Source organism: Verrucosispora sp. WMMD1129, from assembly GCF_029581255.1.
Lineage (GTDB): Bacteria > Actinomycetota > Actinomycetes > Mycobacteriales > Micromonosporaceae > Micromonospora > Micromonospora sediminimaris.
In genome coordinates this window covers 3610349-3632181 of sequence record NZ_CP120741.1, presented here as the reverse complement: position 1 = coordinate 3632181, position 21833 = coordinate 3610349, and the positions used below count along the sequence as shown (strand labels likewise).

General features: G+C 69.0%; 19 protein-coding genes. 7 read left to right on the top strand and 12 right to left on the bottom strand.

The features are described from left to right. Positions 1 to 5: 5 nt before the first annotated feature. The 3 genes from O7624_RS16965 to O7624_RS16955 all read left to right on the top strand — a co-directional run bounded on the left by O7624_RS16965 (position 6) and on the right by O7624_RS16955 (position 4133). Positions 6 to 791, top strand: a complete 786-nt coding sequence (locus tag O7624_RS16965) for a pyridoxamine 5'-phosphate oxidase family protein (RefSeq protein ID WP_282236489.1) — start codon at positions 6 to 8, stop codon at positions 789 to 791. 197 nt (positions 792 to 988) lie between these two features. Further along, the gene (locus O7624_RS16960) at positions 989 to 2071 is read left to right on the top strand and encodes a lytic polysaccharide monooxygenase (RefSeq protein WP_282236488.1); all 1083 of its coding nucleotides are present in this window, start codon (positions 989 to 991) and stop codon (positions 2069 to 2071) included. 277 nt (positions 2072 to 2348) lie between these two features. Continuing rightward, complete coding sequence (locus tag O7624_RS16955; protein ID WP_282236487.1) at positions 2349 to 4133, top strand: N-acetylglutaminylglutamine amidotransferase; 1785 nt, start codon at positions 2349 to 2351, stop codon at positions 4131 to 4133. Between the two features lie 17 nt (positions 4134 to 4150). Here O7624_RS16955 and O7624_RS16950 read toward each other — a convergent pair whose 3' ends face one another. The 3 genes from O7624_RS16950 to O7624_RS16940 all read right to left on the bottom strand — a co-directional run bounded on the left by O7624_RS16950 (position 4151) and on the right by O7624_RS16940 (position 8037). Then, on the bottom strand, positions 4151 to 5296 hold the full coding sequence (locus O7624_RS16950) for a glutamate--cysteine ligase (protein WP_093411224.1): 1146 nt from the start codon (positions 5294 to 5296) through the stop codon (positions 4151 to 4153). Positions 5297 to 5530: 234 nt separating this feature from the next. Further along, complete coding sequence (locus tag O7624_RS16945) at positions 5531 to 7060, bottom strand: non-reducing end alpha-L-arabinofuranosidase family hydrolase (RefSeq protein WP_282236486.1); 1530 nt, start codon at positions 7058 to 7060, stop codon at positions 5531 to 5533. 560 nt (positions 7061 to 7620) lie between these two features. Further along, positions 7621 to 8037, bottom strand: coding sequence for a MarR family transcriptional regulator (locus tag O7624_RS16940; RefSeq protein WP_282236485.1), 417 nt, complete (start codon positions 8035 to 8037; stop codon positions 7621 to 7623). Between the two features lie 84 nt (positions 8038 to 8121). Here O7624_RS16940 and O7624_RS16935 point away from each other — a divergent pair, with 84 nt between their 5' ends. Beyond that, positions 8122 to 8991, top strand: a complete 870-nt coding sequence (locus tag O7624_RS16935; protein WP_282236484.1) for an NAD(P)H-binding protein — start codon at positions 8122 to 8124, stop codon at positions 8989 to 8991. Positions 8992 to 9059: 68 nt separating this feature from the next. Here the strand turns inward: O7624_RS16935 and O7624_RS16930 are convergent, their stop codons facing one another. Next, positions 9060 to 10250: a DUF2254 domain-containing protein gene (locus O7624_RS16930; RefSeq protein ID WP_282236483.1), complete on the bottom strand. Its 1191-nt coding sequence runs from the start codon at positions 10248 to 10250 to the stop codon at positions 9060 to 9062. Continuing rightward, positions 10247 to 10915: a hypothetical protein gene (locus tag O7624_RS16925; RefSeq protein WP_282236482.1), complete on the bottom strand. Its 669-nt coding sequence runs from the start codon at positions 10913 to 10915 to the stop codon at positions 10247 to 10249. Before O7624_RS16925 ends, O7624_RS16930 begins: the two co-directional genes overlap by 4 nt. A 266-nt stretch (positions 10916 to 11181) precedes the next feature. Between O7624_RS16925 and O7624_RS16920 the strand changes: the two genes are divergently transcribed. Both O7624_RS16920 and O7624_RS16915 read left to right on the top strand, forming a co-directional pair. After that, positions 11182 to 11457 carry a BON domain-containing protein gene (locus O7624_RS16920; RefSeq protein ID WP_093411338.1) on the top strand — a complete coding sequence of 92 codons (276 nt, stop codon included), beginning with the start codon at positions 11182 to 11184 and terminating at the stop codon, positions 11455 to 11457. Beyond that, the gene (locus O7624_RS16915; RefSeq protein ID WP_282236481.1) at positions 11450 to 11965 is read left to right on the top strand and encodes a YetF domain-containing protein; all 516 of its coding nucleotides are present in this window, start codon (positions 11450 to 11452) and stop codon (positions 11963 to 11965) included. Before O7624_RS16920 ends, O7624_RS16915 begins: the two co-directional genes overlap by 8 nt. 38 nt (positions 11966 to 12003) lie before the next feature. Here the strand turns inward: O7624_RS16915 and O7624_RS16910 are convergent, their stop codons facing one another. The 4 genes from O7624_RS16910 to O7624_RS16895 form a co-directional block, all read right to left on the bottom strand. Further along, the gene (locus O7624_RS16910; protein WP_093411342.1) at positions 12004 to 12336 is read right to left on the bottom strand and encodes a hypothetical protein; all 333 of its coding nucleotides are present in this window, start codon (positions 12334 to 12336) and stop codon (positions 12004 to 12006) included. A 150-nt stretch (positions 12337 to 12486) separates the two neighbouring features. Beyond that, on the bottom strand, positions 12487 to 13068 hold the full coding sequence (locus O7624_RS16905) for a lytic polysaccharide monooxygenase (protein ID WP_093411412.1): 582 nt from the start codon (positions 13066 to 13068) through the stop codon (positions 12487 to 12489). Between the two features lie 333 nt (positions 13069 to 13401). Further along, a complete protein-coding gene (locus O7624_RS16900) occupies positions 13402 to 14463 on the bottom strand; it encodes a hemolysin family protein (RefSeq protein WP_093411344.1) in 1062 nt (353 codons plus the stop codon). Further along, positions 14460 to 15833, bottom strand: coding sequence for a hemolysin family protein (locus O7624_RS16895; protein ID WP_282236480.1), 1374 nt, complete (start codon positions 15831 to 15833; stop codon positions 14460 to 14462). The genes O7624_RS16900 and O7624_RS16895 overlap by 4 nt, the downstream gene beginning before the upstream one ends. Before the next feature lie 518 nt (positions 15834 to 16351). Here O7624_RS16895 and O7624_RS16890 point away from each other — a divergent pair. Continuing rightward, positions 16352 to 17980: an alpha/beta hydrolase-fold protein gene (locus tag O7624_RS16890; protein WP_282236479.1), complete on the top strand. Its 1629-nt coding sequence runs from the start codon at positions 16352 to 16354 to the stop codon at positions 17978 to 17980. An 81-nt stretch (positions 17981 to 18061) separates the two neighbouring features. On the opposite strand, the gene O7624_RS16885 is transcribed toward O7624_RS16890, so the two are convergent. The 3 genes from O7624_RS16885 to O7624_RS30680 form a co-directional block, all read right to left on the bottom strand. Beyond that, a complete protein-coding gene (locus tag O7624_RS16885; RefSeq protein ID WP_282236478.1) occupies positions 18062 to 19255 on the bottom strand; it encodes a CehA/McbA family metallohydrolase in 1194 nt (397 codons plus the stop codon). A gap of 191 nt (positions 19256 to 19446) precedes the next feature. After that, positions 19447 to 19719: a hypothetical protein gene (locus tag O7624_RS16880; RefSeq protein ID WP_282236477.1), complete on the bottom strand. Its 273-nt coding sequence runs from the start codon at positions 19717 to 19719 to the stop codon at positions 19447 to 19449. 79 nt (positions 19720 to 19798) lie between these two features. Then, entirely contained in the window at positions 19799 to 21616 is a 1818-nt protein-coding gene (locus O7624_RS30680) for a carbohydrate-binding domain-containing protein (RefSeq protein ID WP_170863646.1), read from the bottom strand. Positions 21617 to 21833 lie beyond the last annotated feature (217 nt).

Below are 21833 nucleotides of genomic sequence, written 5' to 3'. Positions count from 1 at the left end.
ATCACATGGACGTGGGTACGGATGTTCGGCGCGCGATCCAGGCCGCCACCGTCGGCGAGTTGGCCTGGCTCGACCGGGCGGGCCTGCCGCAGGCCCGGCCGGTCACGCCGCTGCTGCTCGACGACCGGCCCGCCGTCGCCTTCCCGTACGCCGAGGTCTCCTTCGCCCGCCGGCTGGCCGCCGCGCCGGTCGCGGCCCTTGTCGTCTCCGACGACCGGCTCACCGGGCGTGGCTGGCGGCCGGTCGCGGCGACCGGCCGGCCCCGGCTGACCGAGGATCGCGACGGCACGCTCTTCGCGGAACAGTTGCTCAACCAGGAACTGCGCAAGTACCCGCCGGCCCGCGCGCTGATCGACTCGCCACTGCTGCGCCGGGAGCACTGGTGGTACCTGCCCCGACTGATAGTGGTGCTGGACGTCGTCACGACGATTGAGGTCGGCGCCCGCGTCGGCGGGGTCGGCGAGGTGCTGGCGGTCGCCCGCGACGATCAGCAGTTGTACGTGGATTCGGTGACGCGGCCCGACCGCGAGGGGAGCAGGGCGGTCCGGGTGGAGAGCCTCGCGGGTCGCGTACCCGCCAACGGCCCGGCGGTGCTGCTGGGGCACGACTTCGCCGCCCCCGACCTCGAACGGTGGACCCCGTGGACGACCCGGGGCGAGCTGACCGACGGCCTGCTTACCGTCACGGCGGCACCTACGCGTACCGCCGCGGCACCGCCGCTCGGGTTGTGGCGACGGCTGACCCGCCAGCGTCGGCTCGCCCGGGCCTGCCAGGACGCCCTCAACGGCTGACCCGCCGACCCCTTCCGGAAAAGATTCACACGGGTGGATACGATGGGTACTATCGCGGTTGGGAGCCGCCAAGCCGTCGCAGGCAGCGTGGTCACACGCCTGCCCTCTTGAGATCGTCATATCGATCGACGCATTCCTCCCGGGGTTTGGGCACCCCGGCGGGTGACACCGGCGTCGGCGGATCAACTGGAGCATCAATGAAACTCGCACGAACAGCACGTCGACTAGGACTCGGCGCGGCCTCCGTCCTCGTCGCCGCGTTCACCATGGTCGTCGTCAATCAGCCCGGCCCGGCCTCCGCGCACGGTTCGGTCACGAACCCGCCGTCCCGCAACTACGGCTGCTATGAGCGCTGGGGTGGCGACCACCTCAACCCGGCCATGGCCCAGAGCGACCCGATGTGCTGGCAGGCCTTCCAGGCCAACCCGAACACGATGTGGAACTGGAACGGCCTGTACCGCGAGAACGTCGGCGGCAACCACCAGGCCGTCATCCCCGACGGGCAGCTGTGCAGCGGCGGCCGTACCCAGGGTGGGCTGTACGCCTCGCTCGACACGGTCGGTGCCTGGACCGCCAAGCCGATGCCCAACAACTTCACCCTGACGCTTACCGACGGCGCCCGGCACGGTGCCGACTACATGCTCATCTACATCACCAAGCAGGGCTTCGATCCGACCACGCAGCCCCTCACCTGGAACAGCCTGGAACTGGTGCTCCGCACCGGCTCGTACCCCACCACCGGGCTCTACGAGGCGCAGGTCAACGCGGGCAACCGCACCGGCCGGCACGTGGTCTACACGATCTGGCAGGCGTCCCACCTCGACCAGCCGTACTACATCTGCAGCGACGTGACCTTCGGGGGAGGCAGCAACCCGCCGCCCACCACCCCGCCGCCGACCACGCCCCCGCCCACCACGCCCCCGCCCACCACGCCCCCGCCCACGACCCCGCCGCCCACCACGCCGCCGCCGACCGGTAACGGTGCCTGCACCGCCACCTACCGCACGACCAGCGAGTGGCCCGGTGGCTTCGGCGGCGAGGTCACCGTCCGCGCCGGCAACGCCGCCATCTCCGGATGGACGGTGAACTGGACCTGGCCCAACGGCCAGAGCATCACGAACTCCTGGAACGCGTCGATCACCTCGAGCGGCTCCTCGGTCACCGCCTCGAACGTCGGCCACAACGGCTCGTTGAGCGCCAACAGCAGCGCCACCTTCGGATTCAACGGCTCCTGGAACGGCACCAACGGCACACCCACCCTCTCCTGCACCGCCCGGTAACAACCTCTGTGTGGGGGTGGCGCGGACCAGCGCCACCCCCACACGTTGCTCCTCCACGCCCCGGCGGCGCTGCCGCCCGACCCGTACGGCGACGGTCGATTACATCGGCGGCGCACTCACCTCGACACACCCGCTCGTCGGGCCTGACCTGATCCTCTTGCAGGGGGATCTCCGGTCCCCCTTCCGCAATCCGGCCCCGCCGAGAACCTCCGCCACGTAGCGTCGTGGCATACCGGCCATCCCGAAACGCCTGATGGCGGGCGAGGGACGGAACGTGATGTGCGGCATCAGCGGTGAGGCGAGGTTCGACGGCACCACGCCCGACGCCGACGCGGTGACCCGAATGACCAAGGCGATGCGGTCCCGGGGCCCGGACGGCGAGGGCCTGTGGAGCGATGGCTGGGTGACCCTCGGGCACCGTCGGCTGACCGTCATCGACCTGTCCGACGCGGGCGGCCAGCCCATGGTGCGCGAGGATCTCGGCCTCGCCCTGGTCTTCAACGGGTGCGTCTACAACTACCCGGAGCTGCGCGAGGAGCTACGCGCCGCCGGGCACACCTTCCACTCCACCAGTGACACCGAGGTGATCCTGGTGGCGTACGCACAGTGGGGTGAGGAGTTCGTCGACCATCTGGTCGGCATGTTCGCCGTGGGCCTGATCGACCGCACCCGGCGTCGGCTCGTGCTGGCCCGGGACCGACTCGGTATCAAGCCCCTCTACCTCGCCGAGACGCCGGGCCGGCTGCGGTTCGCCTCGACGTTACCGGCGCTGCTCAAGGCGGGCGACATCGACACCAGCGTGGACCCGGTGGCGCTGCACCACTACCTGTCCTGGCACTCGATCGTGCCGGCGCCCCGCACCATCCTGCGCGGCGTACGAAAGCTGCCACCGGCCACCGTGCGGGTCGTCGAGGCCGACGGCCGTAGCCGTGATCGCGTCTACTGGCGGCCGGACTACGTCCGGGATCCCGCCCACGCCGGTTGGGACGATCGGGACTGGCGGGCCGCGATCGGTGACGCGCTGCGTACCGCAGTGCGACGACGGCTCGTCGCCGACGTGCCGGTCGGCGTGCTGCTCTCCGGTGGACTCGACTCGAGTCTCATCGTAGCTCTGCTCGCCGAGGCCGGTCAGCAGCACCTCCGCACCTTCAGCATCGGCTTCGACAGCCGGCACGGCGAGGCCGGCGACGAGTTCCACTACTCCGATCTGGTCGCCCGCGCGTACGACACCGACCATCTCCGCATCCAACTCGCCAACGACGACCTGGTACCGGCCGTCCGCCGGACGGTCGAGGCGATGACCGAGCCGATGGGCAGCCATGACGTGGTCGCCTTCCACCTGCTCTCCGAGCAGGTGGCCGCGCATGTCAAGGTGGCGCAGTCCGGGCAGGGCGCCGACGAGGTGTTCGCCGGATACGGCTACCACCAGCCCCTGACCCAGGTGCCGCGGTCCGAGGCGGCGCAAACCTTCACCGCCGCTTTCTTCGACCGCGACCACGCCGAGCTGATCCGGGTGGTCGGTCCGGCACACGCCGTCGACGTCGACGCCAGCCGGGATCTGGTGACGGCGGAGTTGAACGCACCGGGCGCGGAGACCGCCCTGGACGCGGTGCTGCGGCTGGACACCCACCTGATGCTTCCCGACGATCCGGTCAAACGGGTCGACAGCATGAGCATGGCGTGGGGTTTGGAGGTGCGTACTCCGTTCCTCGACCAGGATCTGGTCGCGCTCGCGGCAGCCTGCCCGCCCCAGCACAAGGTTGCCCAAGGTGGCAAGGGCGTGCTCAAGGAGGTCGCCCGCGAGGTGCTGCCCGCCGAGGTGATCGACCGGCCTAAGGGCTACTTTCCGGTGCCCGCGTTACGCAACGTCGACGGCCCGGTCCGCGACCTCGTGGTGGCGGCGCTGCGGGCGCCGGAAGCGCGCGAGCGTGGGCTGTTCCGGCCGGCGTACGTGGACGCGTTGCTCGCCGACCCCGAACAGGCGCAGGCCGCCGCGGGCAGTAACAAGCTGTGGCAGTTGGGCCTGCTCGAACTCTGGCTACAGACCCACGGCATCCGCTGACCGTGTCGGCTGCCGGTTCAACCGGCGGTGGTCTCGGCGGCGAGGTGGTCGAGGACCGCCCGCACGTCCCCACCGGTGCGTGCGATGACCCGCCGCTGCCGGGCCGCGCCGGTGCCGTCGCGGCGCAACCGGGCCAGCTGCTGCTGGACGTACGACAAGTCGCCGTGCCGGATCAGCGCGGGAGTCACCGTGGTGAACAGCTCCTCCACGAGGTCCCACGCCGGACGCGCGCCGCCGCCACGCAGATCGATCAGCCGGCCGTCCAACCCCTCGTGAGCAGCTCGCCAGTGGGCCGCCGCGAGCAGACAACTACGTAGGCGGGGTGCGGAAACGCCGGCACGCACCTGGCCGACCATGGTGGCGACCAGGGCTCGCACCAGAGCCGCGACCAACACCGTGTCGTCCACCCCCGGGCAGACGTCCCCGACCCGGATTTCCACGGTGGGGTAGGTGGCGGACGGTCTGGCGTACCAGTAGACCATCGCCGCGTCGAGCATGATGCCCGCGTCGACGAGTTCCGCCACCGTCGCGTCGTAGTCGGCGAACGAGGCGAAGTACGGGGTGGGCCCGATGCTCGGCCAGCGCTCCAGTTGCATGGAACGCCAGCTCGCATGGCCGGTGTCCACGCCGTCGTGCAGCGGCGAGTTGGCGGTGAGCGCCTGTACCACCGGCAACCACGGGCGCAGGTGGTTGCAGACCTGCACCGCCAGTTCCCGGTCCGGCAGGCCAACGTGCACGTGACAGCCGCACACCGCTGGATCGTGCGCAACCGGACCAAAACGGCGAGACATGGCGTGATAGCGAGGTTCATCCGGAACTGTCCGGTGCGACTCGTGCACCGGAGTGGCTCCCACCGCGACCAACTGCGCTCCCGCCGACCGCGCCGCCTCCGCCGCGGCCCGCCGCAAGGTGATCAGGTGCGCCCGAAGATCGGCCAGGTCGGCACAGACCGGGCTGACCATTTCCACCATGCTGTGTCGGAACTCCTGCCGGCTCTGCTTCCGGGCCGCACCGAGCAGGGCCGTCAACACCCGGTCGGCAACTGGCAGACTCTCCCCCGTCTCGGGGTCCAGCAGCAGGAACTCCTCCTCCACCCCGAGGGTGAGGCGCGCTGGCGCGTCCACGGCACTCAGGGGCGGGGCGATGGACGGGTGGTTCGTCATCGTCGGCATCCCCTCCTGCCGGCGACGGTCACCGCCGCCGCACTCGCGGGACTTCCCCGCCAGGGGGCCGGCAAACGACATCCACCGACTGACCGGGCGGGCTCGGTGTGGACCGAGCCCGCCCGTTCCGGCCCCACCCGATCGATCGCGGGGCGTGCCGGCGCTCATCCGATTCGGCGAGCGCCCTCATCCGCGACGATCAGGCATCTTTCGCGCCGGATCTGTGTCGTGTCGTCAGCGTTGCAGGGTGAGCAGGCCGGGACGGTAGGGCAGGCGACCGTAGTCGCCGCCGGAGTTGGGGTCACGGCCCTGGTACAGCAGTTGCAGGTTGCAGGGATCCACGGTCATGGTCTGGTCGGCGTTGGTGCGGATGAGCTCGCCGTGGCTGATGTCGTTGGTCCAGGTCGCGCCGCTGTTGGCCTTACCGGCGAACGGGTTGCTCTCGCTGGTGGCCTGCGGGGTCCAGTTGCCGCCCAGGCTGGTGGCGGTGAACGACCGGAAGTAGCGGCCCTGCGAACCGATCGCCTCGACAAGCATCAGGTACCGCTGCTGGCCCTGGAGCTTGTAGACCTGCACACCTTCGAACAGGTTGTTCGTGGTGTCGGTCATGATCGTGGTGTAGTTCGATCCGAAGCTGCCGGGGAAGTTCCCGATCGGCATGCTGGCCCGGTAGATGCGGCCGTTGTCGCCGGCGAAGAACAGGTACATGTTCTGGTCGTCACCGATGAGCGCCTGGTCGATCGGACCGGTACCGGAGTTCGAGATCGACCCGGTGAACAACGTCTGGTGCGCCGACCAACTGTTCACGTTCGTCGGGTTCGTCGACGTCCGGTACGAGAACGCCGGCCCACCCCACTGGTACGCCAACACCCAGACGTTACGCGGAGCGAAGTAGAACAACGACGGCGCGACGGCCGAGAACGGCATCGCGTTCTGGCTGGCCGAACCCATCTGGTTCCAGTTCGAGAACAGACCGAAGTTCATCGAACCCCACGACGTGCCGGTGTCATGCGTGGTGGCGTAGACCAGGTGCTGACCGTTGTACGGCGCGTGGGTGAAGTCCTTCAACGACACCCAACCCGACCGCGGCTGCGCCAGCGGCCCGGTCGACGACCAGCGGTAGCTCGACGGCAGGTTGCAGGTGCCCGACGGGGGCGGCGTGGTCGGCGTCGGGTTTCCGCCGCCATCGATCCGGACCAACTGCCACTGTTGGTTGGCGCCGTTCCAGTCGTCGTACTGCACGATGTTCCCGCCGTCGGCGGTCGAGGCGCCCTGCACCTCCATCACCTTGTTGCTGTTCCGGTTGATCAACCGGACGTAACCGCCGTCGGAGTCGGCCAACCGGAACTGCTGGTTCGCCCCGTTGTGGTCGGACCACTGCACGATGGCGGCGCCGTTGGCGGTCGACCAGTTGTAGACGTCAAGCACCTTGTTGGACAGCCGCGACTTCAGCCGGTAGTAGCCACCGCCCGAGTCCACGAACTGCCACTGCTGCTGGTTGCCGTTGTTCCGCGACCACTGGGTGATCCGGGCGCCGTCGTTCGTGGCCAGGTTGTACACGTCGAGGGCCTTGCCGCTGTTGCGGTTGACCAACACGTACCACGCGTTCGTGTCGACAGTCGCGGCGGCGGCCGGTGTCGACACCGCCACGGCGGCGGCACTACCGGCGACGACCGCCGTGACACCCGCCGCGGCGGCCCGCAACAACCACCTACGTGGCCGCGAGGGCGGCGGGAGAGCGGGAGATCTACCAAAGGCAGACATGTTCCTCCTTCAATGACCGAGAGCCGACCGGTCCGCCCGAGGATGGGCACACCGCCGAACATCTGCGCCAATTTGTTAGCGCTAACATCAACGTCGACGCGTCCCCGCACACGCCTGGTTCACCGGCCGGACGAAGCAGGCTCGCCCGGTAAGCCGTAGGCATCGCCGTCCTTGACCATCGACTGTGGGCGATAACACGTCGTTCGTCAAGACGTAATGTTCCGGAATCACGAGGCCGTGACGTTCCGGAATTATCAGACACCTGACCTGCTATCGGCACCGCACCGCCACTCACCGCCCGCCTGCGACACCCACACCGCCCCACTCGGCCGAACAACCCACCGAGCACCCAACACCCGCCGGCATGATGACGCTAACATTGATATTCACCCATCTGTTTGGCGACTCGCAAGGGTGCGTACGCCAGCCGGTCGGGCACCCACCAGCACCCGGCCGGGCCGGGCGGGCCGGGCGGTTTCGAGGCCAGGGAGGCGGCCGGGCGGGCATGAGGCCGGGGCGGCGGCCGGGCGAGTTCGAGGCCGGGCGCGACCAGCACGGCCCTACGACGTGGTGCCCAAGATCTTCCCCAGCAGGCCGGAAAGCTGGCGCCGCTCCTGGTCGGTGAGCAGCGCCAGCCGCTCGGCCGGGAACCCGAACGCGCCCCGGACGACGCGGCGCACGTCACGGCCGGCCGGGGTGATCGACACGCGCTTGATCCGCCGGTCGTCCGGGTCGGGTGCCCGCGTCACCAGGCCACGGGTCTCCATCCGGGAGACGAGCTGGGTGACGTTCGAGGCGTCGCACTGCAACTCCGAGGCGAGTTCCCCCATCGGGCGACTGTCCCCCGAGAGGTGTTCGAGCAGGCACGCCTGTGCGGCGCTGAGCCCGGCAACCTGCGCCGCGCGGTCGTAGGCTGCGTCGTAGGCGAGGACGAGGTCCCATACCTGCTGGGCAAGGGCGTCCGCGACCTCGGTCATGAGCACAGATTAGTTGACTCCCTCAGGTAACGCTGCTTTAGTGGGTCGAGGAACTTTAGTGAATCAACCAAAGGGTGGTTCGACGTGAAGAGTCCGCGCTCGGTGGGGGCCGGCAGGCCCCGCGTACTGGTGACAGGAGTCCGTGGCAAGACCGGGATGCCGCTGGCCAGGCTGCTTGTCGCGCAGGAGGGCGTTGACGTGCTCGGCGGCAGCAGCAACCCGACCTCGGTCGACATCGACGGCGTCCGCCCGACCGCCTTCTCCTGGGACGACCGATCCGGGTGGAAGGCAGCGACCGAGGGCGTGGACGCCATGTACATCGTCCGACCGGACCGTGCGGACGCGCCGGACCTCATCGGCGCACTGCTTGACGAGACGCCCGCCGGGGCCCGGATCGTCCTGCTGTCCGAGCAGGACGCCGACTACATGGGCACCGACGGATGGGCGCCGCGTGCCGAGCAGGCGGTACGCGACAGTGGTCACGCGTGGACGATCCTGCGGCCCAGCTGGTTCATGCAGGTCTTCACCGACCCGCGCTTCTACCTTGACCAGATCACCGACGGGTTGTTGCCGTTCTCCAGCGGTGGTGCCAGCCTGGCCTGGATCGACGCCCGGGACATCGCCGCCGTGGCCGAGCGGGCGCTGCGCAACGAGGAGCACGCCGGCCGGGTGTACGAGCTCACCGGCCCGGAGGCACTCTCCCTGCCGCACACCGCAGAGCTGCTCTCCGCCGCGGCAGGTCGTACGGTGACCGTTCGCGAGCTGACCATTGACGAGGTCGTGGACGGGACCACCGGCTTCGAGCGGGAACTCTTCGCGCTGACCTTCGAACGCGTACGGGCAGGCAGCTTCGCGCAGGTCACCGACTCCGTCGAGCGGGTGACCGGACGGCCCGCGCGATCGTTGCGGGATTTCCTGGCCGACGCCGGGCCGCCGTTCCGACACGGGATCTGACGCCTCGGCAGGCAGGTGCTCTGCGGCGAGTGCGGATGGTCAGCGGCGAGGGCTCAAGGGTCCCGCCGTCAACTCGTCGGCAACCGCCGCCGGATCGCCGGCCGGTGGGCAGGGAGTGCCACCGAGTCGAGGTCGGCGACGACGGTGTCGAGCAGCCGGTTGATCCGTGGTTCCCCGGCAGCGGCGTTCCGCAGCTCGTCAATGATCATCGCCAGGTAGGTGTCGTAGGTGGGACGCTTCGCCAGCACCCGCACCGTGCCGTCGTCGTCCCGCACGATCCCCACCGGATCGGGCCGGGTCGCCAGCCGACGGAGCAGTTCGTGTGCCTCCTGGACGGCGCGAACCGCGGTGGTGACGTCGTTCGAGGCGGGAGAGAGCGCACGGGTGGCGATGTCCGCCAACTGGCGGAGACCGAATCCCACGTCCTGGCCCGGTGTGCGCTCGACGTCGATGGTGACCGAGTGGGCGACGCGTTCGACGGGCAGTGGGCGCGGCTCACCGCTGGGCAGCCGGTGGCAGCGCAGCAGCGGTGCTTCGGTGACCACGAAGTCTCCCGGCGCCGGTACGACTGTGATCGCGCAGTCGTGCTCGCGGGCCAGCCGGGCGAGCAGAGCGAGGTCGACGCTGGTGACCAGGCCCGCCGCTGCGGCCGGCACGACCTGCACCACCTCGCCCGGGACCTCGGCCGGCTCCTCGCGGTCCGGCACGTGCTGATCGATCGTGCGTCGGGTCTGCACGCCGATGGCGACGATGATGTGCGACACCCGCATCACCGTGGTGATGTGGTGCAGGTAGTAGATGAACATGGCGGTGCTGGCCAGCACGAGCGACATCGACACGGCGAGCGAGAGTTCGGGCAGCCGCTCGCTGTCGCGGGCCGGCAGCGCCGCCAGCACCACCATCGCGAACAGAAAAGTCGCCACGAACGTTCCGAGCGTCGACTGGATGACCCGATCCTGCAGGAACGTGCGCAGCACCCGCGGGGAGTACTGGCTGCTGGCCAGTTGCAGCGCGACGACCGTGATGGAGAAGACCAGCGCAGTGAACGAGATCATCGCCGTGATGATCGACGACAGCAGGGACCGGGCCCCGGCGGGCCCGCTCGGCAGGATGGTCTCGACCGGCAGCCGCAGCCGCAGCTCCAGCACCGACAACCCGATGGCCACCACCACAGCACTCGCCGCGAAGAGCGCCGGGATGAGCCAGAAGCTCTGCCGTATCTCGGCGAGCCGGGCAGCGGCCGTACGGGGCCGGCTCACGTCGCCGCGGCCTTGCGCTCCCGGTCGGCACTCAGGAAGAAGGCGCCGAACGCCCCCGCCAGGGTGCCGAACACCACCACCGAGTAGATCGCGAGTACCAGTTCAACGACCTGGGCGAGCGGATCGTCGACGCCGAGTGGTTCACCAGTGATGGTGGTCATGGCGACATCGTGCAGCGCCGGTCCGTACGACCGGTAGGTGCCGGTGACGACCAGCAGTTGGCCGACGCTGAGGACGACCGTCGCGGTGATGATCGCCAGCCATGCGATCCGGTCGGTCAGCAACCTACCGGCGGAGCGCGAGCCGCGGACGGCCGCGGTGATGACGCCACCGGCTCGGGCCGCACGCAGGGCGGAGGCGGCCCGGGCGAACCGGAGGAACGGCACGGCCAGGAAGATGAGCTGCCACCAGTTGCGTCGCCAGAACCGGCGGGCGTCATGGCGGGCCAGCCAGGCGCGCAGGGCGAACTCCCCCACGAACACCGCCCACAGCACCCAGCCCAGCACGGTCAGGGCCGTGGACAGCGTGGGATGTCCGGCGAGCGCCTGCCCGAGGACGACCAGCACGAAGAGCACGCCAAGGGCACCCATCGGCTTGTCGAGCCGGCGGGCGACACCGTTCAGTACCGCGTCCTCCGGCGCCTGCTCGTCGGTGGGCCGGCTCATCGCTGCGCCGGCCTGGCGGGGACGGGCACTGACGGCCCGCTCGGATGTCGGCGGTCGTGGCCACGACCGCCTGACCGGTGCCGCCCGTTCACAGGTACGTCGACCACGCGGACCGGTACCCGAAATCCACTGCCGCAAACGTCGAGCTGCCGATCTCCGCCGACCGTCACAGCCACGGGCAGAGACCGTCATGGGTTCGTCGTGTTGTCCGCCGTGGCCGCCGGGTAGGGCAGTCGTAGTAGACGAATCCCCTGAAGGAGTCAGCCATGACCCACCCCTGGTTCTTTCCCCACGACCTGCCGCCGCTGTTCTACGCCGAGCCCACAAGCGAAGACACCCGACTGGCCTGTCAGCTGCTCGCGAGCATGCAGCAGGACTCACGCCTGCGTCAGGAGCGAATCTGCATCGAGGTGCAGAACCGGGTGGTGGTGCTCGACGGCACGGTGAGCACGGCCGAGATGAGTGCCGAGGCCCATGCCCTCGCCTGGCGTACACCGGGAGTGCACGACGTCAGCAATCGGCTCCGCCACCTCGGTGAATGACCTGAACACCGCCGACCTGGTACGCCTGCTCGTGGTCGCGGCGATCATCTATCCGGCGCTCGTGGTGATCCTGCGGGTTTCCGGCAAGCGGACCCTGTCCAAGCTGAACGCCTTCGACTTCGTGGTCACGGTCGCGTTGGGCTCGACGCTGGCGACCATCCTGCTGTCGCGGGACGTGTCGCTGGTGGAGGGAATCCTCGCCCTGATCCTGCTGGTGGCGTTGCAGTACGCGGTCGCGCTGCTCGCCGTACGCTGGCCACCGTCACAGAAGGTGCTCAAGGCCCGGCCCACCATGCTGCTCCGGGACGGGCAGTTACGAAGCGAGACGTTGCGGTCCACCCGGGTGGCGGAGAGTGAGATCCGGCAGGCCGCCCGCAGCCAGGGCGCGGGTGACCTCCACGACCTTGCCGCTGTCGTGCTGGAGACGGACGGCAGCCTGAGCATCATCACCCGCGACCAGCTCGGTGACGGCAGCACCCTCGTCGACGTACGCGACGAGGGACGGTAGCGGGCCGGTCAACGCATGGTTTCGCCGCACAGCCGGCGTCAGCCCTCGATCGGTGGACGGTCGATGTTGAGGTGGAATGCGCGCTCCTCGGCCTCCTGACGGGCGGCGACGAAGTCGCGCTGCCAGTCCTGGGCATCGTCCGGAATGCGGGCGACCACGTGCTCGCCGTGCACCCGCCCGTCCGCGTCGGTGAGGGTGACACCGACGACTGTGTGCCCACGCCCCGGTATGGCGTAGTGGCGCACCGCCCAGCGGGCGGACATCTGCGCGGCATGGCGTCGGCGTCGCGCACCCCCCGTCAGAACCACGGAAACCAGCAGGACGGCGATCAGCACGACGACGGAGATGGCCAGGAACGCGATGATCCGCACCCGCCCGAGGCTACCCCGCTGCCGGCCGGTGGTGCAGCGTACGAGGACCTCACCGGAGAACCGGACAGGCCGTACCACCAGCTCCGACAGGCCTCGGCTCCGACCCGTCCGTCCGGGCCGGAGCCGAGCTGCGCCTGGCGATCGGGTGGATCAGACGATGTTGATGTCGCTGCACCACATGTAGGTCTGGTCCATGTGCGACGCCTTCCAGATCACGAAGAGGACGTGCTGTCCCGAGCGTCCGGACGTCGAGACGTTGAACGAGATGTTCTGCGTCGGCGCGTAACGCCCGGTCTGCGTGATCAGATCGATGTTGCCCCAACCGACGCGCTGCGTGTTCGGATTGAACCCTTGCCGGGTGAGGTAGACCCGGAAGAAGTCAGCGCCGTGGCTGGCCTGGTCGTAGAACTGGAGCGTGAAGTTGCGGCTGACGGTGGTCGCCTTCCAGGCTCCCGGCTGGTTCAGCGCGTCGTTCCTGGAGAGCGCGTTGCTGCAGAGCTGTCCGTCGGGCGTACGGGCCTGGTACTGCCCGCCGAGGCCGTCCCGCAGCTGACTCATCCAGTTCCACATGGTGTCGGGGTTGGCCTGGAACGCCCGGTAACACATGGGGTCCTGCGTCTGCAGCGCCGGATCCATGTGCCGGTGGCCCCAGTTCTGCCAACACTGGTAGGCGCGGGTCGCCGGGTTGATCACAGTGCCGTGGGCCTGGGCGGCACCCGTCCAGGGCAGCATGGCGGCCACCACTGTGAGTGCCAGGAGCAGCGCCCGGAGGGCGGGCCGGGATTGCCGGCCTGATTGGTGGGGATGGTGTGAACGCACGATGCATCCTCCATTTCTGACGCGCTCACCGGGACGGGTTTGGGAGCGCTTCCAGCGAGTATCACACCAATCGGGCAAGATATCAATGATCGTCTATTGATATCCGTTGTTCAAATATCGCCGGAGTCGCCGTCCTGATCAGCACGACTCCCGCCCCGGAACGTGCAGGGAGAGGCGGCAGACAACGATCAACAATTGGCGCGGTCATCGGGACCGGTCGTGCCGCGCCTCCACTGGCGCCCTTTGTCAGTGGGCCAACGCGGGGTCGGTGGTGCGCTGGGTCGCGTCGCGTACCTCGCCGACGAGCTTCTCCACCACGTCCTCCAGGGCGGCCAGGCCGAGGAGTTGGCCGGTCGAGTCGACGACGGTGGCGAGGTGGGCACCCCGGTGTTGCATGACGGTGAGCGCGTCGCGCAACGGTCGTGCGGCGTCCAGGGTGACGAGCGGACGGATCAGTTCCGGGTCGAGCGGCTCGTCATGCTGTTCCGCCGGCAGCCCGAGGATGTCCTTGACGTGGACGTACCCGGTGAGCCTGCCCTCCGGATCGGTGAGCGGAAACCGGGAGTATCCGGTTACCGCGCACTGGCGTTCCAGTTCCGCCACGGTGGTGTCCTGAGGCAGGGTGACCAAGGCTGCCAGCGGAAGCGCCACGGTAGCGGCGGCCTGGTCGTTGAAGGCCAGCGCGCCGGTGAGCAGGTCGTGCTCGTGCTGGTCGATCAGTCCCTCCTGCCGGGACTGGGCGATGAAACCGGCGATCTCCTCGTTGGTGAAGCTGGAGGCGACCTCATCTCTCGGCGTGACCCGGAGCAGCCGCAGAACCGCGTTGGCGATCTGGTTCAGCAGCCAGATCAGCGGGCGGAGAACGGTGACGATGCCGTAGAGCACCGGCCCCAGGATCAGCGCGGAGCGTTCCGGACCGGCGAGAGCGATGTTCTTGGGCACCATTTCACCGAGCACCATGTGCAGAAACACGACGACGGCCAGGGCGATGGTGAACGCGATCGGGTGCAGCAGCGCCTCGGGCACTCCAACGGCGGCGAAAGGCTTCTCCAGCAGGTGCGCCACGGCGGGTTCACCGATCGCGCCGAGGCCGAGAGAGCAGACCGTGATGCCGAGTTGCGCGCCGGCCATCATCAGGGAGACGTTCTCCATCGCCCGCAGCGTCACGCGGGCGATGGAGGAGCCAGCCGCCGCACGAGGTTCGATCTGCGTACGACGGGCGGAGATCAGGGCGAACTCCGCCCCGACGAAGAAGGCGTTGCCGGCCAGCAGCACCACGGCCAGCAAAATCGCGGTGACGTCACTCATGACCGGGTTCCCTCGCTGGGCTGGTGGACGGCGGAAGGACGCAGGGTGAGTCGGTCGACCCGGCGGCCGTCGAGCCGGATGACCGCAAGTTCCGCAGAGGCAGAGGTGGGCAGCCCGTCGGCGTCGGGATGGTTCCGGTCGGCCACGGGCACGGTGATGGTGTCGCCGACCTGCGGGAAGCGGCCGAGACGCTCGGTCACCAGCCCGCCGAGGGTGTCGGTGTCCCGCGCCTCCGGGAGATCGAGGCCGATCAGCCGGGACGCCTCGTCGGGACGCAGCAGACCGGAGAGCGTCCAGGTGCCGTCGGCGGCCCGGTGGTGGCGGCGGTGGGGGGCGTCCTGCTCGTCCGCGATCTCGCCGACGATCTCCTCGACGAGATCCTCCAGGGTGACGACACCGGCGGTGCCCCCGTACTCGTCGACGACGACCGCCACCTGCAACCCGTGCCCTCGCAGTACCGCCAGCAGCGGGTCGAGCGGCATGGTCTCGGGCACCTCGGGAAGGTCCGCCATGATCGCCCGGACCGGCCGGGTCTGCCGCTGTTCGGCGGGTACCGCCAGGGCGTGCTTGAAATGCACCACGCCGACGACGTCGTCCACGCCGGTACCGGTGACCGGGAATCGGGCGTGACCACTGCCGGCAGCGAGGCGCAGTACATCCCCTGCGGGCGCGTCGGCGGCGACGAACTGAACCCGGTTGCGCGGGGTCATGACATCGGCCGCGGTGCGCTCACCGAAATCGATCGAACGCGCGACGAGTTCCGCGGTCCGCGCATCGAGCGTGCCCTCCCGGCCGGACCGGGTGACCAGCGACGCGAGTTCCTGCGGAGAGCGCGCCGAGGCCAGTTCCTCGGTCGGTTCGATGCCCACCAGACGCAGGATCCGGTTGGCCGTGCCGTTGAGGAACCGGATCAGCGGCCCGGCGGCGGTCGTGAAGCCACGCTGTGCTCCCGCCACGGCACGGCCGACACGTAACGGTTCGGCGATCGCCCAGTTCTTCGGGACGAGTTCACCGAAGACCATCTGGAAGCCGGTCGCCAGTGCCAACGCCAGGGTCACCGACAGAGCGGTGACCGCAGAATCGGACAGACCTGCCATCCCGAGTGGGCCACGCAGCAGCGTGGCCAGGGACGGTTCGGCCAGGAAGCCGACCACCAGACTGGTGACGGTAATGCCCAACTGCGCCCCGGAAAGCTGGGTGGACAACGTCCGTAGCCCCTTGAGCAGGCCGACGGCCCGGCGGTCGCCAGCCTCCGCTCCGCGCTCGACGGTGGCCCGGTCGACCGTCACGAAGGCGAACTCCGCAGCCACGAACAGCGCGTTGGCCGCGATCAGCAAAACCGCGACGGCCAACAGTAGCCACTCAGTCACCAGCAGAACCCCTCTCGGCCTTCGGGCTGGTCAGGACTGGGAGGCTCACCGTCGCTGGACATGCCGGCCAGCGTAGGCAGGGATGCTGAGTCGTTGCTGTGTGCCCGACGCCACGCCGACCTGATCATTGCCGGGGCTGCGGGCCACCGACCGTCACCACCAGATTCATGGTTGGTAGCGGTCGCCCATGCCGGCTCGGTGATCAGGTGACGCGGTCAGGTGGGTGCGGTTCGAGCCGCCGCACCACCCCGGTCGGGCCGTGACCAGGAGCGACCGATCACTTAACACCGCGGCAACACCCTTGACACCCGAAGGTGAGCCCGGCCACACTACCGAAGCTAATTCGATTTAGCTTTACGCCGTACCCAGCACGGGTCGTCCACATCGGGCCGGAACAAGCGCCCGGCCGCGCCCCGCACTCGGCGGGAGGCGAGGCGGGAAGTCCCTCGGTCGCCAACGTCCGAAAAAGGCTGTAGATCCCCATGAGGCTGCGAGAGACCACAGAGGAGTAGTCCCAGATGAGGAAAGCGATCGGAAGACGCCGGCTCAGCCGTGCGATCTCGTTACTCGCGATCATGTCGCTTGGCGCTGGTGCCAGCGCCACCCTCTCCGCACCAGCGGCCGTCGCCGGGAAGCGCCCGGTCGTAGAGGGCGCGACCGTCAAGCCGGACCACGGTTCACCGACCGGGTACACCGTCACGTTCGTCTACCACAACCCGAATGCGACGCAGGTGCGCCTGGCCGGTGACCTGACGCTGCTCGACCTCGACACCGGCAACACCCGGTACCAGCCTGAAGAGTGGCAACCAGGGCGGTACCACGCCGGAGGCACCGAGTTCCTCCGGGACATGACCAGGGACTCGAAGGGATACTGGTCGGTCTCGCTGCCGTTGCACGCTGGTGGGATCAGCTACTGGTACCGGGTCTGGGATCCCACCCAGGGCTGGGAGAACAAGCGCATCTGGGATCCCGCCTCGACGAACCCTCGCCCTCCGGGTGAGTCGTCGTTCCGGGTCAGGAACAACGACGTCCTCGATGCGGTGTACGTGCCGTACGCCAAGAAGCAGAACGACCCGGTGCTGAAGGCGCGTGCGGAGTACGAACTCCCGATCGCGAACCGCAAGAAGCGTGGCACCGTCAACTACATCCCCTACACCACGATTCTCGGCGACAGCGGCCACTACCTCGGTGTCTACCTGCCCGCCAACTACGACCCGAAGCGGGCCGAGCCGTACAAGGTGGCGTACCTCGCCCACGGCATCTTCGGTGACGAGACCGACTTCATGGTCCCGGCGAACGTCCCCAACATCCTGGACAACATGACGGCCAAGGGCGAGATCGAGCCCACCGTGGTGGTCACCATGGGGAACCACTTCACCGGCACCAGCCTCGGCTTCGGTTCCTACAACCAGACGAACGCCGCCAACAACCTGGTCCAGACGATCCTTCCGCTCATCGAGGAGAAGTACAACGTCTCGACCGAGCGGGAAGGTCGCGCCTACGCCGGGTTCTCCTACGGCGGCATGACGGGCGCCCACGTCATCAGGGGCTACCCGACCACGTTCGCCTACTACGGGCACTTCTCCGGTAACCCGTCGCTGTCCGCTCAGGACTACGACAACGTCGCCGCCGCGGTCGGGGACGACGACCTCTTCGTGTTCCTCGGCAACGGTGTCTTCGAGGGCAACCTCAACGCCCAGAACGCCATCGCGGACAACTTCCGGGCTCGGGGATACGCCGCCAGGACGACCCAGGTCCCCGGTGCGCACGACGGCATGACGGCGAGCCAACTGTTCACGATCTTCGCCCGTGACCACCTCTGGTCGGAAGTCGACACCGTGGGCACGGCGCGGACAGTGGTCAAGGCGAAGGCCACGCCGGCGTCGATCGCCAGTGGTGGCATCTTCAAGCTGCACGTCGACGTGCGGGCACAGACCCGGCACAAGAAGGCGCCGAAGGTGACTGGCGAAATCACTGTCACCTTCGGTGGCGGCACCCACGTGGTGCCGCTGGCCGGCGGCAAGGCTGTGGTGAAGCTGCCGACCACCGGGTTGTCGGCAGGTGTGTACCCGGTCCACGTCGCCTACTCCGGTGACCGGAACTACGCGCCCGCCGCTGGAGTCCACCAGCAGCTACGAGTCCGCTGACACGCGATGTGGTGGGCCGGCGACTCCCGTCGTCGGCCCACCACTGGTGACCCGGGCCCCGCCGGGACGGGACGCTCGCGCTCAGGGGCGTAGCCACCACGGGCTGGTGTACGCCACTCCGAAGTCGTTGCACGGGTGACCGGCCGGGCCGGGTGTGCCGTTGGTCAGCGACGGATCGGAGACGCGGAGCACCACCCAGTCGCCGTCGGCGACGTTGAGCGGCACCGTGAAGTCGGTGACCCGACCGTTGACCGTGTCGATGACATCGACGACGGTCGGCGCGGAGGTGCCGGGCCGCAGGACCTGGATCCGCAGCGGCTTGCCGTCCCAGACCGGCCCACGGTCGAGGTCCAACAGGAACCGCACGTCGCCGGAGGTCACGTTCAGCACGCCACCCATGCGTACGTCGTTGGCAGTGGCGTCCACCCGCAGGCCGGAGACACGGGTGGCGAAGGATCGGCGGGCCGCCATCGCCTCGAACACCGCAGCCCGGGTGTTCTCGGTGACCCACAGGCCGCTGCGCCCCTTGCCTTCGTGGAAACCCCAGGTGGTGCCGTGTTCGTCGGTGACGCCGGTGAGGCCGGGCCGCCACCCGGCGTTTAGGCAGGCCACCAGCGGCGACGTCATCCCGGACGACCAGCCTTCGAACAGGTAGTCGTCGGTGCGGTTGAACATCTCCAACCCCACCAGTTGGTCACGGGCCGAGGCGTTGAACGAGAAGTTGTCGAACCGGCCCAGCTCACGGCCGGGGTGGTTGAAGCTGGCCAGCCCGCCCGGCCGACCCGTCAGCCAGCGGTACAGGCTGCCGGTGCTGCCGGCCCGCCACAGGTCGGCGAAGTCAGAGGTGTTCCACACGTTTATGTGACCCTGCAACGGATGGGACCACTCGAATCCACGGATCGCGGTGAACTGGCCCGGGTCGTTCGCGGCGTTGGCGAGGTCGCCGGTGGTCCGCCACTCGGACGAGCTGATCCCCTCGATGGCGAAGAGCGTGGCGTGGTCGGTGAGCGCGGCGACATCCAGACCGGCCTCGCGCATCGAGGCGAACGCGGCCTCGGGGCTGCCGTCACCGTCCGACACGACGGTGTGGTTGTGCATGTCGGCGTGGACCAGCATCGTGCCCTGGCTGACCAGGGAGGTCCGAGCGGCGCCCGCCGCCGTGGTAGCGGTCGGGGCGCTGGCCATCGTCGTGCTGGCCGCCTGGGCCGAGGCCGGCAGCGCGGCCAGCATCAGCGCGCCGCCGGTGCCGGCCAGCAGCGCCCGTCGGCCAAGCATCGGCGGGACGTTGACCTGACCGTACGGCACCTCGTCGGCGGGTCGGTGGTCGTGATGACAGTGATGGGGGTGGTGTCCACTCATAGGCAAACATGAACATGTCTCTACTGGACGATGCCACAAAGCTGGGTCATCGTTCAGGCGAACACCTGCCGTACAGAGCTTCCCCGGCCCTTACCGACGCCGAGGGTTCACTGACGGTCGGTCTTCGACAGTCGTCCGGGCAGCCGGCCGAGCACGGCGTCGATGTCGCGCAGTGCGGTGTCGCTGCCCAGATGCTCCCGCTCCTCGCCGAGCGACGCGTGCTCCCCGCAGAACCACACCGCACCTGCCGGATGCCCCACCCAGCCGGGTGGGGGGTTGACGGCGTCGGCGAAGTACACCAGCACGAAGTCGCTGCGCGCGTCGCCGAGCGGTGACTGAGCTGGTTCGAGGTGACAGACGTGACAGCGCGGGGGCAGCATGCGAGCAGTCTGGCAGCTCACGGCCAGGGGAGCCCGGCACCAGGTGGTGCCGGGCTCCCCGATGGGCGGTGGATACCGATCAGTTCGCGGTGCAGGACAGGGTCGGTACGCTGTTGCTGCCGTTCCAGCTGCCGAGGAATCCGAAGGTGGCACTGGCTCCGGCGCCGAGTGACCCGTTGAAGGAGACGTTTGTCGCCGTCACCGCCGAACCGCTGGCGCTGATGGTCGCGTTCCACGCCTGACTGATCGTCTGGCCGTTGGCGAAGGTCCAGGACACCCGCCAACCGTTGATCGCGGACGAGCCGGCGGTGACCCGCACCTCACCCTGGAATCCGCCCTGCCACTGACCGGCGACGCTGTAGGTCGCCGTACAGCCCCCAGCGCTCGGTGGCGGGGTCGTCGGGTTCGGCGGCGGGGTCGTCGGGCTCGGGGGCGGGGTGGTGGGCGGCGGGGTGGTCGGCGGCGGCCAGCCCGGGCCGCCGGGGGGCCAGCCCACCAGGCCGCCGCGGTACTGGCCGGCGACGACGGTCATCAGTCGGGTGGCTCCCGCGATGCTGCCGCCACTGGTGGCCATGCCGCCGACCGTGGTGCCGGAGAGGCTACCGCCCAGGTAGACCTCGTAGGTCTGTCCGTGCTGGATCCGGTTGGAGGAGAAGACCACCTCCCGGAAGTTCTTGGGGGAGCGGTAGGAGGCGAGCACCTGCCCCCCGGAGACCAGGTGAAGCAGGGTGCCGGCCGGCTGGCTGCTGGACAACTGGGGAGCGACCCAACCCTGACCCGACGTCGGCGGCAGGCTCAGCACCGCCATCGAGGTCGAGCCCGCCCCGAGCATCGTGCCGCCGTTGAAGTGGACCGGGCCGTTCGAGTCGATCGCGCCCTCACCGGGGCTGCCGGTGCTCGGTCCGCTGACCACGACGGTGCCGGCGGCGAAGGTCACCGAACCGTTGGAGTCGATGCCGTCGATGCTGGAGTTGACCAGGGTGGTCCCGCCGGTGAACCGGACGAAGGCGTTCGGTGCCACATCGAAGTCGCCGTACCCCTCCTCGACGGCGTTGATCGCGTCGTCGCGGGCGGTGACGTTGACGGTGCCGCCACTGATGGTGACCTGCCGACTCTCGATCGCCTCGTAGGAGTTGGTGACGGTGACGGCGCCGCCGGAGATGGCGACGGTGTTCTCGCCCTTGATGGCGTCGTCCCCGGCGTTCACCCGCACGGTGCCGTTCGTGATGGCGAGTCGTCCCCGGTCCGCCTCGGTGTCGTCGGACTTGATGCCGTCGCCGCCGGCGGTGACGTCGAGGTTGCCTCCGGTGATGTCGAGGAAGTCCTTGCCCCGGATGCCGTCGTCGACCGCGTTCACCGTGATCGTGCCGGACTCGATGACCAGGCCGTCCTTGCTGGTGATGCCGTCGTACGCGTTGCCCCGCACGGTCAGCGCACCGGTTCCGGTGATCCGCAGGTCCGCCTTGCTGAACAGGGCGGCGTTCGGCTCGTCGGTGTTCGGGTCCGGATAGACGTAGCTGGTCGCGTCGGAGAGTCGGTTGGTGGTGCCGGCAGCGAGCGTGATCACGACCTGGTCGGCGTCGGCGACCTGCAACGGCGCGTTGCTGGAGTTGCTGATCGTGGCGCCGTTGAGGATCAGTTCGACGGCACCCGAGGCGGCGGTGTCGACGTTCAGATAGCCGTCGTTGAGGGTGCCGCTGATCTCGTAGGTGCCCGGCGCGGTGATCGTCACGGCCCGTCCGGCGATGGTGACGTCGGCGCTGGGGCTGGTGGCGCTGGCGCCGGTCAGCGTGATGGGTACGGTCGCCTGCGCGGTGGCCGGTGCCCCCAGTGGGCCGGCGATCAGTGCGATCGCGAGCCCGACGGGGAGAATGGCTCTCAGCGGGATGCGTTTCATGGCTCTGTCCTGACTCGGATGGATGGGACGGGATCCACGCGTTCGGTAAACTATAGATGAACGTCGATGGGTTTTCCCTGATCGCCCACAATGTGGCCACCGCATCCGTCGTCGGCTGGAAACGCCGACGGGCCGATGGCCATGAGAACGGCCATCGGCTCAGTGACGTACCGCAGGACGGGTGCCGGGTCGGCCGGCTCGGAGGCCGGCCTTCGAC